Source organism: Luteolibacter sp. AS25, assembly GCF_046736275.1.
Taxonomy (GTDB): Bacteria; Verrucomicrobiota; Verrucomicrobiia; order Verrucomicrobiales; family Akkermansiaceae; genus Luteolibacter.
Window position 1 is genome coordinate 287403 of record NZ_CP151837.1, and the last position, 15038, is coordinate 302440.

11 protein-coding genes are annotated in these 15038 nt (G+C 53.7%); 6 read left to right on the forward strand and 5 right to left on the reverse strand.

From position 1 onward, the window contains the following. The first annotated feature begins 36 nt into the window (after positions 1 to 36). A complete protein-coding gene (locus tag AAGA79_RS01285; protein ID WP_411826974.1) occupies positions 37 to 987 on the forward strand; it encodes a PDZ domain-containing protein in 951 nt (316 codons plus the stop codon). Positions 988 to 1067: 80 nt separating this feature from the next. On the opposite strand, the gene AAGA79_RS01290 is transcribed toward AAGA79_RS01285, so the two are convergent. Both AAGA79_RS01290 and AAGA79_RS01295 read right to left on the reverse strand, forming a co-directional pair. Next, a complete protein-coding gene (locus tag AAGA79_RS01290) occupies positions 1068 to 1451 on the reverse strand; it encodes a two-component system response regulator (RefSeq protein WP_411826975.1) in 384 nt (127 codons plus the stop codon). 47 nt (positions 1452 to 1498) lie between these two features. Further along, positions 1499 to 3634, reverse strand: a complete 2136-nt coding sequence (locus AAGA79_RS01295; protein WP_411826976.1) for a PAS domain-containing protein — start codon at positions 3632 to 3634, stop codon at positions 1499 to 1501. Positions 3635 to 3835: 201 nt separating this feature from the next. On the opposite strand from AAGA79_RS01295, the gene AAGA79_RS01300 reads away from it, so the two are divergent. From AAGA79_RS01300 to AAGA79_RS01310, 3 genes are all read left to right on the forward strand, one after another. Next, on the forward strand, positions 3836 to 3964 hold the full coding sequence (locus tag AAGA79_RS01300; protein ID WP_411826977.1) for a hypothetical protein: 129 nt from the start codon (positions 3836 to 3838) through the stop codon (positions 3962 to 3964). A gap of 117 nt (positions 3965 to 4081) precedes the next feature. Beyond that, positions 4082 to 5329, forward strand: a complete 1248-nt coding sequence (locus AAGA79_RS01305; RefSeq protein WP_411826978.1) for a cation:proton antiporter — start codon at positions 4082 to 4084, stop codon at positions 5327 to 5329. Positions 5330 to 5384: 55 nt separating this feature from the next. Further along, on the forward strand, positions 5385 to 6251 hold the full coding sequence (locus tag AAGA79_RS01310) for a bile acid:sodium symporter family protein (RefSeq protein WP_411826979.1): 867 nt from the start codon (positions 5385 to 5387) through the stop codon (positions 6249 to 6251). Between the two features lie 131 nt (positions 6252 to 6382). Here the strand turns inward: AAGA79_RS01310 and AAGA79_RS01315 are convergent, their stop codons facing one another. Next, positions 6383 to 9241: an aconitate hydratase gene (locus AAGA79_RS01315; RefSeq protein ID WP_411826980.1), complete on the reverse strand. Its 2859-nt coding sequence runs from the start codon at positions 9239 to 9241 to the stop codon at positions 6383 to 6385. 189 nt (positions 9242 to 9430) lie between these two features. On the opposite strand from AAGA79_RS01315, the gene yaaA reads away from it, so the two are divergent. Next, positions 9431 to 10207 carry a peroxide stress protein YaaA gene (yaaA, locus tag AAGA79_RS01320; protein ID WP_411826981.1) on the forward strand — a complete coding sequence of 259 codons (777 nt, stop codon included), beginning with the start codon at positions 9431 to 9433 and terminating at the stop codon, positions 10205 to 10207. A gap of 130 nt (positions 10208 to 10337) precedes the next feature. Here yaaA and AAGA79_RS01325 read toward each other — a convergent pair whose 3' ends face one another. Both AAGA79_RS01325 and AAGA79_RS01330 read right to left on the reverse strand, forming a co-directional pair. Beyond that, positions 10338 to 11198, reverse strand: coding sequence for a hypothetical protein (locus AAGA79_RS01325; protein WP_411826982.1), 861 nt, complete (start codon positions 11196 to 11198; stop codon positions 10338 to 10340). 406 nt (positions 11199 to 11604) lie between these two features. Beyond that, a complete protein-coding gene (locus AAGA79_RS01330; protein WP_411826983.1) occupies positions 11605 to 13194 on the reverse strand; it encodes a GNAT family N-acetyltransferase in 1590 nt (529 codons plus the stop codon). Positions 13195 to 13597: 403 nt separating this feature from the next. On the opposite strand from AAGA79_RS01330, the gene pyk reads away from it, so the two are divergent. Beyond that, positions 13598 to 15019, forward strand: a complete 1422-nt coding sequence (pyk, locus tag AAGA79_RS01335) for a pyruvate kinase (protein WP_411826984.1) — start codon at positions 13598 to 13600, stop codon at positions 15017 to 15019. Positions 15020 to 15038: the final 19 nt, after the last annotated feature.

Sequence of the window (15038 nt, forward strand, 5' to 3'; positions counted from 1 at the left end):
ACAAATATCAGTTTGTACTGCGCTTTTAGTATGAATATGAAATTTAATCTTATATCTGTAAGTAGTATCGTTGGAGGGATCACTCTCACCACCGCGCTCGGGATAGAGCCGACGCCTGAAAACGTAGTGCCGCCCAGCGCGATCCTCGAGCAGGCTGAAAAACAGGGCCTTGCTCAACCTGATCCCGAAAAACTCGCGAGCATTCCTTTCATAGGACTGTCCACTGTTCCTCTGCCTGAAATGGTGGCCGCCCACGTGGATGTGGAGCCTGGCACTGGACTTATCATCCGCACCATTATGCCGGAAAGCCCGGCTGCTAACGCAGGTCTTTCGGTGAATGATATCATCCTCAAAGTAGAGGATGAGGCCATGTCCAGTCCGGAGCAGCTCAGCTCGGCAATTCTCAAGCGTGAGATTGGCGAAAGGCTGAATCTTAGCCTCATCCACAACGGAAATCCGTCGAAGGTGGCGATTACCCTGGGTGAACGACCTGCGCACATGACGATGAACATCCGGCCCGCCGATCCAATGTTGGAAGGGCTTCCTCAGGCAAATGCGGACAGATTGCGGGAGCTGATCGAGCGCAATTTAGGTGAATTCGAGGGAAATCCGGAAATCGCCAAAATGGATGAAACTCTCCGCCTGATGCGTGAAAGAATGAACCAAGGCCTACAGAACGATGCAGGTGCGGAATCCCGCGTGGGACCTGCGGGTGGGTTCGAGTTCCAGCAGAATTCAACTGTCCGGATGATGGATGAAGACGGATCGGTAGAGCTGAAATCCTCAAACGGTAGCACGGAAGTCACTGTCCGGGACAAATCAGGTAAAATCGTCTGGAGCGGACCATGGGATACGGAGCAAGACAAAGCCGCTGCACCCGACGATATTCGCCCGCGTATTGACCGGGTGGATTCAGGTGGTGGAAGCGGATTCAGATTCCACTTCGGCAAGGCTCAACGCCAGGCGCCGGGTACGATAGAAAACTAATTTTCAGGAAGCTAATTTCCAGGGAGGCAAAGACACGCCCGCGTTCGGTTATCCGAGCGTGGGCGTGTTGATTTTAAAATTTAGCGTCTTCCCAGCTGTGTTTTGACCGCGTTGATGATCACTTCCAGATCGGAGGTTTTGCTGACGAAGGGCAGGCCACCTTTCATTTGCAATTCACCCGGGTCATCTGGATTTTCCTCAACGAGTGCGGTGAGCATCAGCACAGGTGTTTTGGATAGCTGGAAATCTGATTTTAGCGCTGCGACGACATCTCCGCCATCCATACGGGGCATAACCAGATCAATAATACAAATGTCCGGGCGGAAGGATTTCGCAGCTTCCAGGGCTTTGGTGGGATTATTGATCTGCATGACTTCGAAACCGGAGGCGGTCAGGTTTTCGCCAAGTAGTTCGGTGAAGTCTGTCTCATCATCGATGAGTAGGATTTTTATTGGGTTTTCCATGTTATAATAATTGTCAATTGTGAGTGAAAATCAAGAGGCAAGAAACGCTATTCTTGAGTGGTACGGAGAGTAAGGGTGGCAATGACTCCTTGTGTATCGGTTCTGTTGGCCAAGGTGAGTTCGCCACCGTGCAGCTCGGCAATTTTTCGTGAAACGGTGAGGCCCAGGCCTGTACCCTTGCCGGTGGATTTCGTGGTGAAGAAGGGATCGAAGAGTTTTCCTAGAAGTTCTTCGGGAATGCCCTTTCCTGTATCGGTTACCGTGATGCGCACCATGATATCGCCTGTTCTCAGTCGCTCCCTCAGGCGGGAGCCCTCGTCATGCGCGACATCGTCCATACTGAGCGAATCCATCCGCACCGAGAGAGTGCCGCTGCCGTCCATGGAGTGCATGGCATTAATGAAAATATTGACGAGGACCTGTTCGATTTTCGTTTGATCCACCTCTACTTCGGGAAGGTCCTGGTTTGGCTGGAAATCAATTTTGATTCCGCCTTTTTTGAGCTCATATTCCACAAGTTCGAGTGATTCGGTAACAAGGTGCGATACGTTGATCGGCCTGAACTCAAGTTTTCGGTTCGAGGAGTAATCGACCAATCCGCGGACGATTTTTTTCGCACGGTCGATTCCCCGTTTCATTCTCTCAATGGTTTCCTTCGATTTTTCATCATCATCGGGAATGCGGCGTTTGAGGAGCTCCAGGCCCATGCCGATCATTGCGAGCGGGTTTTTCACCTCATGGGCCACGCCTGCTGCCAAGCGGCCGACGGATTCCATTTTTTCCGCCTGAATAAGCTGTTCGTGGGCGCGGGTAAGATTTTCGTGGGTTTTCATCAGCTCTTGGTTGAGCTGCTGGAGCTTCCGCTCGGCCACTTTCCGCTCAGTGATATCTGTGGAAATCCCGCCGACGGCATAAATTTCGCCATCCAGGTCCCTCATCGGGAATTTCGTGGAAACGTAGGAATGCTCACCGTCGGAAAAGTGGAGTTTTTCATCGAACTGAACCGGTTCGCCACGGCGGACCACGTCTGCGTCATTCCTCATCAAATTGCCGACGATTTCTTCGTCCTTGATGATTTCCCTATCGGTTTTGCCGACGATGTCCTCTGCCTTTAGTTTGAAAAGCTCCTCGTAACGCCGGTTGACCATGAGGTATTGCCCGGTGACGGATTTCGCATACATGGGAGAGGGGCTGGCATCCACGATCTCCTGCATCCGGTGCTCTGTCTGGCGGACTGCTTCCCTTGCTTTTTCTTGCTCGGTGACGTCGCGATTGATGGCGAGGATCGCGGAAACCCTACCGTCCCGGTCCTTCATAGGGACTTTGGTGGTTCTCATGTGGCGCGGTTCACCTTCCGTATTGTGGAGGATGCTTTTCGCGTTCGTGATAATTTCTCCGGCGTTCATGACCGCCATATCCTCGCGGACAAATGTCTGGGCGATGCTTTCGCTGAAAAATTCGTGGGGGGTTTTTCCGGTGACTTCCTGTGGGCTTTCCGCGCCGACCAATTTTGCCAGAGCGGTGTTCACGACGAGGTATTTCCCGGATCGATCACAGATATAAATGCTATCCGGGATGCTATCAATAAGCGTGCGGAGCGTATTCCGCTCGTTCTCCAGTCCGTGCTGGGCCTCGATGAGCTCGGTTACGTTGTTGGAAATACCAACAGTGCCGATGATGCGGCCTTCCTTATCGCGGAGCGGGAGTTTCGAGGTGAGAACCCAGGCATTTTGTCCATCGCGCATGCGCTCCTGTTCGATGAATCTCTCCCGGCCCTCGCCGCTTGCCAGGATTTGCCTCTCGTCCTGCATGTTTTTTTCCGCACTTTCTTCGTCCCAGATTTCAGAGTCCGTTTTCCCGATGAGTTCCACCGATGGCATGCCGAAGGAGGAGGCCAGGGCCTCGCTGACCTTGAGGAATTTGGATTCGCGGTCTTTGAAATAGATCCACGTTGGCAGGGATTCCATCAGGGTGCGGAAATATCCCTCCACTTCATCCCGCTCGCGTTTCACTTGGCGGAGTGTTGTGGTGGCCTCGAAGAGTTGCACACGAGAGGCACCTGCGCCGCTGACGAGCAGCATGAGAATGACGAGTGAAATGCCGAGGCATGTCCACCTGAGCCATTGAGGAATACCTTGCCCGACAGCCAGGACAATGATGATCAAAGCCAATGTGGCGGCCATTAACGGCACTTTCCTTTCATTTCCGTGTATCACCCTACGATTTAATCAGAAGTGTGAGCGCAAGCGAGGAATTTATGATCCAGCAGTGGTATATAAATGGAGTGGGTGCCGGATCAGGGGATCCCCGCAGATCTATCGGTTGCCCGCTGAAGAACCTAATTTCTCTATTACCTTTATTACTATTTCTTGCGGGTATTGGTCATGCCAGCACTGAAGGTGAAGAAGGGAGAATATTTCTTGGGAGATCCGGTGGATCAGAGAAAATATTTCAAGGAAACCAACCGTGATTTGGATGCTCATGGGGAACGTGGCATGAGCGTAAAACAATGAAAATGGACGATGCTGTCAGTGCCTCGCACGGTCTCATCGTGCTGAAACCGACGGGGCACTAATATTTTTAAGAAAATCCTGATTGCGCGGTGAGGATTGCGGGGGACCATTTTAGAAATGGAACCACGAATTCTGCTCTTCATCATCTTCGGTGCTGCCATCGGCGGAATTATTTGGCTGGAAAAACGTTTGGAGGGCACTTGGCTCTCGCTTCCGATCGTCTATGTGGCCCTGGGCTGGCTGCTGTTTTCCCTCCCACTAGACCTCGGCTGGCTGGCTCCTGCGTTCGATGCGGAGCAGACCATAGCGGTGGAATACGTATCGGAAATGATTGTGATCGTTTCCCTGATGAGCCTGGGGCTCTCCATCGATCGTGAATTCTCCTGGCGGAAGTGGAAGCAGGTGCTGCCCCTGTTGCTGGTCACAATGCCGCTGTGTATTGCTGCGGTAGCTCTGCTTGGCTATTGGGCGATGGGGCTTTCCTTGGCCAGTGCGATGCTTCTCGGTGCCTGTCTTTCTCCGACCGATCCTGTCCTTGCGAGAGCTGTTCAGGTGGGTCCGCCCGGTGATTCTGACAAGGATGATGTGCGGTTTAACCTGAGTACAGAGGCCGGTTTTAACGATAGCCTCGCATTTCCCTTCGTCTATCTGGCCATCGCTCTCACGACCATGGATGAAGGATGGTTCGGGAGATGGGTGGCGGTGGATGTTTTATGGAAAATTGTTGCCGGTGTAGCGGTTGGGTTCCTCGTCGGGAAAACCGGTGCGTGGCTGGCTTTCAGGAAATCAGGAGGGAAAAACAAACATGAGCATGGGATCGATGAGGGTTCCGAGGGGTTGCTGGTTATATCGTCACTGTTTCTGTCTTACGGCTTGGGCGAGATCGTGAATGGCTACGGATTTCTCAGCGTCTTCGTGGCTGCTGTAACCGCGAAGCAGAGGGAGATAGAAAGCGATTTACATAAAAAAACCCACGGCTTCATCGATCAGATCGAGCGGCTGATTCTGGTGATTATCCTCATCGGATTCGGGGGGCTGCTGGCAAGCGGAGTTCTGAATTCCCTTACCTGGCCAATAGTGTTGGTAAGTCTTGCGTTTCTGGTCCTGATTCGTCCGTTCTTCGGGTATATCGCGCAGGCTGGTTCTGCCTTGCCAAAACCCGGCAAGGTCGCAGTGGCGTTCCTCGGCGTGCGGGGAATCGGCTCATTCTACTATTTGGCCTACGGCCAGCACCACGCGGAATTCGGCGATCTCCCCAAGCTCTGGGCTGCCGTTTCCTTCACCGTCCTCCTATCAATCGTCCTCCACGGAGTAACCGCTTCAAAACTACTCCAGAAATTGGGTGGGGATGAGAGGGTGGGGTAAGCTGTGAAATAGCTTTCGGGTGGACAGGGGAGGGGTAGGCGGACAGTTTTTTGGGATGCCTGATGATATCCTGAAGACGATGTTTTTGCCGGTAGCTCTTATCCTTTTGATGGTGGGGATGGGCATGGGCCTGACGTTGACTGATTTTAGGAGGGTGTTGCTGTCTCCCAAGGCGACGTTGGTGGGCTTGGCTTTGCAGTTATTGGCGCTGCCGGTGCTGGCGTTTGGGCTGGTGTATGTGTTCCGATTACCCGGAGAACTAGCCGCAGGCTTGATGCTGGTGGCAGCTTGTCCGGGTGGGCCTACTTCGAATATTATTTCGCATCTTTCCCGTGGCGATACGGCGCTTTCGGTGACGCTGACTGCATTTTCCAGTGTGATCACGGTGTTCACTATTCCGCTGGTGGTGGGCCTTGCGATGGAGAGATTTCTGGAGGGCGGGGTGGCGATTCAATTGCCGTTTTTGAAAACCTTTATCCAACTCATGGTCGTAACTGTGATCCCTATCGCAATAGGTATGTGGCTTCACTCGGCAAAGCCTGAGTTCTGTCAGAAAATGGCAAAACCTGTGAACATAATGTCGCTGGTTTTCCTCGGGTTAATCATCGTGGCCGCGGTCGTGAAGGAAAAAGATTTGGGTGCTCAGATCGTGGCAGCAGGCCCGGCGGTGGTTGCGCTGAACCTTGGAGGTATGGCGCTGGGGGCCTTGGTGGCGGGATCACTTGGTTTGGGAAAAAGGCAGCGCATTTCCATTTCCGTGGAGGCGGGGATTCAGAATGGCACGTTGGCGTTGGCGATTGCCCTGGGCTTGTTGGATAGCTCGCGCATGGCTGTGCCTGCGGTAGTTTACAGTTTGTTTATGTTCGTGAGCGGAGCTGCGATGATTTTTTGGTTTGGAAGGGGCTTGAGGCAGAAGGAGTAGGTCGTGTCGACCTCCGATGAAGTATAAAAAAAGCCGCTCTCCGGGGTGGGAGAGCGGCTTTGATAACTGATGTTTACAGTAGGAAGGACTGACTGGAGTCCGATGTCCGATCTGGAAGAATGGACAGCCTTCTATGCGAGAATCTGATCGAGGACGTAGGGGAGGATGCCGCCGGCGTTATAGTAGTCTACTTCGGCTGGGGTATCCAGGCGGACCTTGAGTGGGACTTCTATGGTGGTGCCGTCGGGTTTCGTGGCGATCAAGGTGGCGGGTTGCATGGGTTTTAGCTCTCCGGCGATGCCGATGATGCTGAATGTGGCGTCGGTGAAGTCTTTGATTTTATCGTAGTCTGCCTTGTCGACGAAGTTCAGCGGGAGGACGCCCATGCCGATGAGGTTGGAGCGGTGGATGCGCTCGAAGGATTTGGTGATGACGGCTTTGACCCCAAGGAGACGGGTGCCTTTGGCCGCCCAGTCGCGGGATGATCCCATTCCGTAGTCTTCGCCGCCGATTGCGATGAGCGGTGTGCCTTCTTCAAGATAGGCCATGCAGGCATCGTAGATAAAGGTGGGTTGGGCGCCGCTGTATGAATCGATAGCTATATCCGGGGCGGGGACGGATTTGCCGCCGAAGTATTGGGTGTAGCCGCCTTCGATACCGGGGCACATGAGGTTTTTTATGCGGACGTTGGCGAAGGTGCCACGGGTCATGACCCTATCGTTGCCACGGCGTGCGCCGTAGGAGTTGAAGGAGGCTTTTTCGACGCCGTTTTCCAAGAGGTATTGGCCGGCGGGTGAGGTTTCCTTGATGGAGCCAGCGGGGGAGATGTGGTCGGTGGTGACGGAATCACCGAAGATGCCGAGCGGGCGGGCACCGGTGATGTCCTCGCTGGCACCGATTTTCGTATCGAAGAAGGGCGGGGACTGGACGTAGGTGGATGTTTCGTCCCACTCGTAGGTGTCGCCGGTAGAGCCTTTGATTTCGCCCCACTTCGGGTTGGCTGTATCGACGTTGCCGTAAAGTTTTTCGTAAACCTCGGGTTTTAGGGCGGATTCGATCTGTGTTTTGATCTCGGCTTGGGAAGGCCAGAGGTCTTTCAGGAAAACGGGGTTGCCGTCGCTGTCGTTGCCTAGGGGTTCAGTAGTGAGATCGATATCTACGCGGCCGGCGAGGGCGTAGGCGACGACGAGGGGTGGAGACATGAGGAAGTTCGACTTGATGGAACCGTGGACGCGGGCTTCAAAGTTCCGGTTTCCCGAGAGGACGGAGGCGCAGACGAGGTTGCCCTCCTTGATGGCGCCTTCGATGGCGGGGTGGAGCGGGCCGGAGTTGCCGATGCAGGTGGTGCAGCCGTAGCCGACTGTCTGGAATCCGAGTTGGTCGAGCTCCTTGGTGAGGCCGGTGGCATCGAGGTAGTCGGTAACTACGCGGGAGCCGGGCCCGAGGGAGGTTTTTACGAAAGGCGCGATGGTGAGGCCGAGTTCGTTGGCCTTTTTCGCAACGAGTCCGGCGGCGAGCATGACGCTGGGGTTGGAAGTGTTCGTGCAACTCGTGATAGCGGCGATGAGGACGGAGCCGTGGTGGAGTTTCATTTCCATCGGGCCGTCGGTGAAGAGATCGTAGTTGACCTGCTCCGGGGCGGGGCGGTTTGTGACCATTTCGGTTTCGTTGCGCTCTTCGCCTTCGAAATCCTGATGGCTGGAATCGGTGGAAAGGAGGGAGTCAACAGATACGCCGGCTTTTTCACGCATGGTGAGGGAGACGGAGCGGTCGCGCTCGGAAGGGGAGAGGCCGAATCCGCCTTCGGATCCGGGAGCGGAAAAGAGGTGGTCGAAGGACTCGCGGAGGGCGGGTACGTCGATGCGGTCCTGCGGGCGTTTCGGGCCGGCGACGGCGGGGACGATGGTGGCGAGATCGATTTCCAGAAGATCCTTGTACTCGCATTCGCCTTTGTCGGGAATTCCGAAGAGGCCCTGAGCTTTGTAGTAGTTTTCGACGGTGGTGCAGAGTTCCTCCGAGCGGCCAGTGCCACGAAGGTAATTGATTGTTTCTCCATCGACGGGGAAGAAGCCCATGGTCGCGCCGTATTCGGGAGCCATGTTGGCGATGGTCGCGCGGTCGGGGAGTGAAAGGGCTGCTGCGCCGGGGCCGTGGAATTCGACAAATTTCCCGACAACTCCATGCTTCCGCAGGATTTCGGTGACGCGGAGGGTGAGGTCGGTGGCGGTGACGCCTTCCGCGAGGGAGCCATGGAGGTAGACGCCGACGACTTCCGGGACGAGGAAGGTGACCGGCTGGCCGAGCATGCCGGCCTCCGCCTCGATGCCGCCCACGCCCCAGCCGACGACGCCGAGGCCGTTGATCATGGTGGTGTGGGAGTCGGTGCCGACGAGAGTGTCCGGGTAATAGGTGCCGTCTTTCGAGAGGACGCCTTTGGCGAGGTATTCGAGGTTTACCTGGTGGACGATGCCGATGCCGGGAGGGACAACTGCGAAGGTATCGAAGGCTTGCTGGCCCCATTTCAGGAATTCGTAGCGCTCGCGGTTGCGGATGAACTCGATGGCCATGTTGCGGTCGAGTGCCATCTGTGAACCTGCGAAGTCGACCTGGACGGAGTGGTCGACAACGAGATCGACGGGGACGAGAGGCTCGATTTTCGAAGCATCGGCTCCGCGTGCGACTGCGGCATCGCGCATGGCGGCGATGTCTACGAGGAGAGGAACGCCGGTAAAGTCCTGAAGGACGATGCGGGCGACGGTGAAGGGAATTTCGTAGTCGCCGGGGTTTTGCGGATTGTAGTTCGCGAGGTTTTTCACGTCCTCTTCGGTGACCTTGCGGCCATCGACGTTTCTCAATACCGATTCAAGAACGATACGGATGGAGACGGGGAGTTTGTTGATGTTCGGGAAGCCCTGCTCTGCTAGAGCGGGGAGTGAATGGAAATTTCCTGAAGCGCCTGATCCGGTGGTGAAAGTTTTGATAGTGTCCATTGCTCTGACTTTACCATGAGTGTGGTGAGGGTGCCAGTGGGTAGTTGGGGGTCGCTTCGCTTTAGTGCCGGGTGATCAGTGAGAAGACCCTGGTTAGGAGTTGTGAATGTCCCAATTTTTGAATCGCGGTTCCTTTCTGTTGCTTGCGGTTTAAGGGAATGGATTCATGGTTCGGGACAATTTTCTGCCATGCTCGTTCTTTTATCTCCCGCCAAGTCGCTTGATTATGATTCTCCGTTACTCATTCAAAAATCCACAAAGCCCCGTTTTATCGATGAATCCGCAGAGTTGATCGCGGGTCTGCGGGAGCTTTCTGTGGCGCAGGTGGGAGAGCTGATGTCGATCAGTGACAAGCTGGCGGAGCTGAATCACGGTCGCTTTGGGGAATGGAAGCGGGATTTTACAAAGAAGAATTCTCGGCAGGCGATTCTTGCTTTTACCGGTGATGTCTATCAGGGCATGGAGTTGGCGAAATGGAGCGCGGAGGATTTCGCTAGGGCGCAGAAGCAGGTGCGGATTCTTTCCGGTCTGTATGGTGTGCTGCGACCCCTGGATCTGATGCAGGCCTATCGTTTGGAGATGGGAACGAAGTTCGCAAATGAGCGAGGGAAGAATCTCTATGAATTCTGGGGGAGCGAGGTGACTACTCTTTTGAATCAGGATTTGAAAAAATCCGGGAGTGATACGGTGGTGAATCTGGCCTCGAATGAATATTTCTCTGTGGTGAAAAAGAAGGAGTTGGAGGGGGAGCTCGTAACGCCGGTTTTCAAGGATGAGAAAAACGGGAAGTATAAGATCATCTCATTTTATGCGAAGAAGGCACGGGGGATGATGGCAGACTTTATTGTCCGGGAGGGAATTCAGGAAGCTGGTAAATTGAAAGACTTCAAGACTGCCGGCTACAAGTTTAGTGCGAAAGAATCGACTCAGGGTAAGCTGGTGTTTCTCCGGAAGGAGCAACGGTAGGTATGCCTATCCTGGGGTTGGAGGTAGGCCGATCCGTTTCTGAAATCGATGCGGCGGTAAGATTTCCTTTTCTCAAAGGTTTGGCTACCCCAAAGGAATTTCTGTTGGGAAAACTTGCTAGTAGCGATTTTTATCGAGCTCTGAGTAGTGCGTAAGGTCTTTTCCTGCGGAAGATCAGGATCGTGCCAGTGATACCGGCCAGAAGAGTGATACTTGGTTCGGGAATAAATAGATCGGACCATTCCGTCGTCACCTTGAAGTTATCAAACAGTAAAACGTCATCGGAATCCAGATTCACGGAGCGAATACCGATAGTCTTGAACTCGTCGAAAGATATGTTTCCCGTGGAAGTGCCTTCGGGGGTAGCGAAATCGCCGGAGCCTGGGTTTACCCAGAAATCGAGCTGGTTGTATGTGGAGGATCCGTCTGCTTTCGAAACTTTCGCAACGAGATAGTAGCTTTCTCCTACTACGAGTTGCTCAGGTGCGTAGGCCTCCCTGTTTCCTGTAATCCGGCCCATGAAGTCGGTATTGTTAACTCCCAGCTGTGCTTTGATACCAACTGCGGGTGCGCCTATGTGGGAACCCTCTCCGAACCATAGGGTCGCGAAGTCATTGGTTCCGATGCTTCCGGCCTCCATTTTAACAAGAAAGGAAACGTAGAAGTCATTTGTCTGGATAGTAGTGAGATCCACGGAAATTGCTGAGCTACTGTTCCCGGTAAGTTGCAGGCTTTTCCCTGCTGCCTTGATGGTCTCTCCCGTGGCTACTGTAACGCCGAAATCCGCGGGAGTGCTAACTATCTCAGTGATCGCTGTTTGAGCCTTCCAATTACCTGAGATCCCGAATGTTCCGCTTTGCCCATTCAGTTCCCCGAAAGTCATATTATCAAAGTCCTCGGTGACAACAACCGCGGCGTTCAGTGTGGACGCGGTCGCGATGATGGAAATAAGTGTCAGAAATCGGTCCAAGTGGGGGCAGGTAACGAACATAATGCTGGAAGGGGGGGAAGCATGGAAGGGGAAAGCCACGCTCAATAATACGCTTCTAGTATAAATCCTCTTTATATTCAACTATTCTAAATCTAACAGGCGCTATACCCCTATAAATGGGTGATCATTAATCGTTCATTTTGATCAACCGGTGGAGGAAGTGTCCAAGGTTTGTTTTCCCCTTCGGTCGCTATTCTTTTCCCTGCTGACCTACCGGAGAAGGGCAAATAATCGCAGGAATGGTAGAGTCATTACTGCCTACTAAATTCTCAGATAGAAAATCCCTGAGTGCGACATCAAGTCCGGTCCGTGAGGATTTAGACCGATACGCACCCTGTTCGGGGAGACAGGTAGCAATTTCATAGTCCGAGGGGGCTGCTGTCATCGGGGCATTTATGTCTGGATTCTATTTTGGTAGATCAAGCACCGGTGCTTCAGTCATCTCACTCATCGTATCCAGATTCTTGAGTTTCACCTTTAGCTCAAAAAGATCGGTCCGGCGGTCGAGACGCGGGGTTACCGAGCCATTGGCGCGAGAGCGATAGAGATCCTCAATGTCCAGGTCAGTGACCAAAAGGCTCTCCACATTTGAATCGGCGATTGCCTGGATACCGTCCCGTGCGAATGCGAAATCCGATGGAGTGAAGACAGCGGCCTGGCCGTAGTGGATATCCATTGCGGGAACGCTGGGCAGGTTTCCGATGACTCCCGCAGTGGCGACGTAGATCTGGTTCTCGATGGCTCTGGCTTGCGCACAGTAGCGCACCCGCAGCATGCCGTGGCGGTCATCCGTGCAATACGGGACAAAGAGGATTTCCACTCCTTCGTCCGCCAGATGCCGCGAAGCCTCGGGAAACTCTACATCGTAACAGATTTGCACCGCGATCTTCGCCTTTGGTGTGGGCAGGATGATGAGTTCGTTTCCACCGCTGATGCCCCAGTAGCGTTTCTCGGCCGGGGTGATGTGGAGTTTCGATTGTGAGATGTATCGTCCTTCCGGATCGAAGATCAGGCACTTGTTGAGGAGTTCGCCGCCTTCCTCGATGGGATGGCTGCCGCCGATGATGTAGAGTTTGTATTTCTTCGCCAGGCCTGACATCAGGTTGATGAATGGTTCTGAAAACTCGGTAGCGAGCTGGCGGATTCCGTCGAGGGCGGAGAGAGGCTCCAGTATTGAGAGCAGTTGCACGGTGAAAAACTCGGGAAATACCACAAAGTCCGAGCGATAATCCGCAGCTGTCTCCACGAAGTATTCCACCTGGTTGGCAAAGTCTTCAAAGCTACTGATTTTCCGGACCTGATACTGCACGCAGGAAACGCGAACCTTCGAGGAAACCTCCTTATCAACGAAGTCCGGATTGACCCACTCAATGAGGCTGGCGTAGTTCCGGCTCATAGGGTCGGCGATGTAATTGGGAAGAACGCCGCGCACAATGAAGCCCTGCTTCAACTGAAAACTGAGAACGTTGTCGTAAAGCTCACCGCGTTTCACCTGCTCCACATATTCCTGGGGCGTGATATCGGGGTGCTGCTCGTGGTAACCGGAGAGACGTCCACCAGCCAGGATCCGGCGCAGGTTTAGTTCCTTGCATAGACGGCGGCGCGCTTCGTAAAGCGCTGCGCCGATTCCTTTGCCCTGGCAGTCGGGATCCACATAGACATCCGCGCCATAGAGACTGTCCCCTTTGGGGCTATGGTTGTAAAAGTAACCTCCATCGGTGATGCCGGAATAGGTGTGCTGACGATATGGGTCGCAGTCGGTTTTCACGATCAGAGAGGCAATCGCTCCGACGATTTCCCCATCGACGATAGCCACGAGCTGCCCCATTGGGAAGACCTTGAGGTGTGACTTGAGCTGCCGCACGCTCCACACAACGTTTTCCTCAACCATTGTGGGAAATGCCTTCTTGTTGAGTTCGATGAGGCGAAGAATATCATCTTCTTCGACCCTTCTGATGAGAACTTCGCCGTGCTTGCCCTGATGTGTGAAGGTCATGACGCGGAGCATCGTGCGAAAAGGTTCAAGGTCAAGCGTCTGGCCGACTTTGAACCTCCGTTTTGACCTTTGTTCTCAGGAAATAGGACACAGGTTACTCTCAACCAAATTGATGCTGCGGAAATGTGCGGCATCTTTTGAAAGGGATGGTCCTGGCAGGAAACTCGCGCTCGGCGTAGCAAACTATTCCAGGGTGCCACGGTTTCGCGAGGGGGGAGACAGGGAAACGGAGATAGGCAGTTCAAGGTCTGCACGGCCATTTTTATCCGATGGAGAGTTAAAATCTCAAATTACCGTTATTATTTCTCCGGGAAGTTGCTATTGAAGGAGCAGCGAGCTCGAAAAATCAATCACCTCAAACGCCGGATCATTGATCCGAAGTCCACAACGAAAATCACTAAAGATGAAGACCTTACCACGCAGAACTAAAATCGTCGCAACCCTCGGCCCCGCCAGCAGAACAAAAGAACAGATTCGTAATCTGATTCTCGCAGGCATGGATGTAGCCCGGCTCAATTTTTCGCACGCCTCCTACGAGGAGCATGCTGAAGCAATCGCCAATGTCCGTGCGATTTCCGAGGAGCTGAACACTCCAATTACCATTTTGCAGGACCTGCAGGGCCCGAAAGTGCGGGTAGGACCGCTGCCGGAAGGCAGTCTTGAACTTAAGCCGGGTGCCACTGTAATCATCGTTCCCCAAGAGGATTATCAGGGCGAACCAAACACCATTCCAATCGATTATCCGCACGTTGCCTCAGAGGCAAAAGCGGAGATGCAGATTCTCCTCGCCGATGGACTGTTCGAACTGAAAATCCTCGAAATTGACGGCAACGCCCTGCGTTGTGAGGTTGTGGAAGGCGGAATCCTTGAAAGCAGAAAAGGCGTGAATTTCCCTGATCTCGACTTGCGTTTCCCTTCGCTCACCGAAAAGGACATCCGCGATCTGATCTTCGGTATCGAGCACAAAGTCGACTGGGTTTCCCTGAGCTTCGTCAGAAATGCGGAAGACGTCCGCAACTTGAAGGATCTTCTCGCCAAACATGGTGCCAATACACCGGTCGTCGCCAAAATCGAGAAGCCACAAGCTGTCGAACGACTCGATGAAATCCTCGACGAAGTCGCCGGAATCATGGTCGCCCGGGGAGATCTCGGTGTGGAAATGAAGCCCGAGAAAGTTCCGATGCTCCAGAAACGCATCATTGAAGCCTGCAATCGCCGCGGAATCCCGGTCATCACGGCTACACAAATGCTCGAGAGCATGGTGAAAGACCCCCGTCCGACCCGTGCTGAAGCCAGTGACGTAGCCAATGCGATCATCGATGGCACCGACGCAGTCATGTTGTCTGCGGAAACGGCAGCCGGTGCATTTCCTGTCCGTGCCGTGCAGATGATGGCACGCATCGCCCTCGACGTTGAAAACGGAATTGATTTCAAAAGCTATCCCGCCAACGAGAAATCCGTTTCAACAGCCGTAAGTGCAGGTGTCAACGGCATCGCAAAAGTCATTGAACCACGTTGTATCGCAGTACTCACCACCACTGGCCACACTGCCCACATCGTAGCCGCCGAGAGACCAAAAGCATTGGTAGCAGCAATCACCACCGACCCGAAAGTCTATCACGCGCTCAATCTCTTCTGGGGTATCAAACCCCTGCTCGCGCACAAGACTCCAAATTCTTTCGATGAACTAGTTGATCTTGCTGAAAGCACACTTTGCGAACACAACCTCTGCGAAAAAGGTGACAATATCTTTGTCATCGGTGGAGTTCCAGTAGCCAAGCCGCGCGGCTCGAACTTCATCAAAATCCACACCATCGGAAGCTAATCTCTCCTGGCTTCCTCGG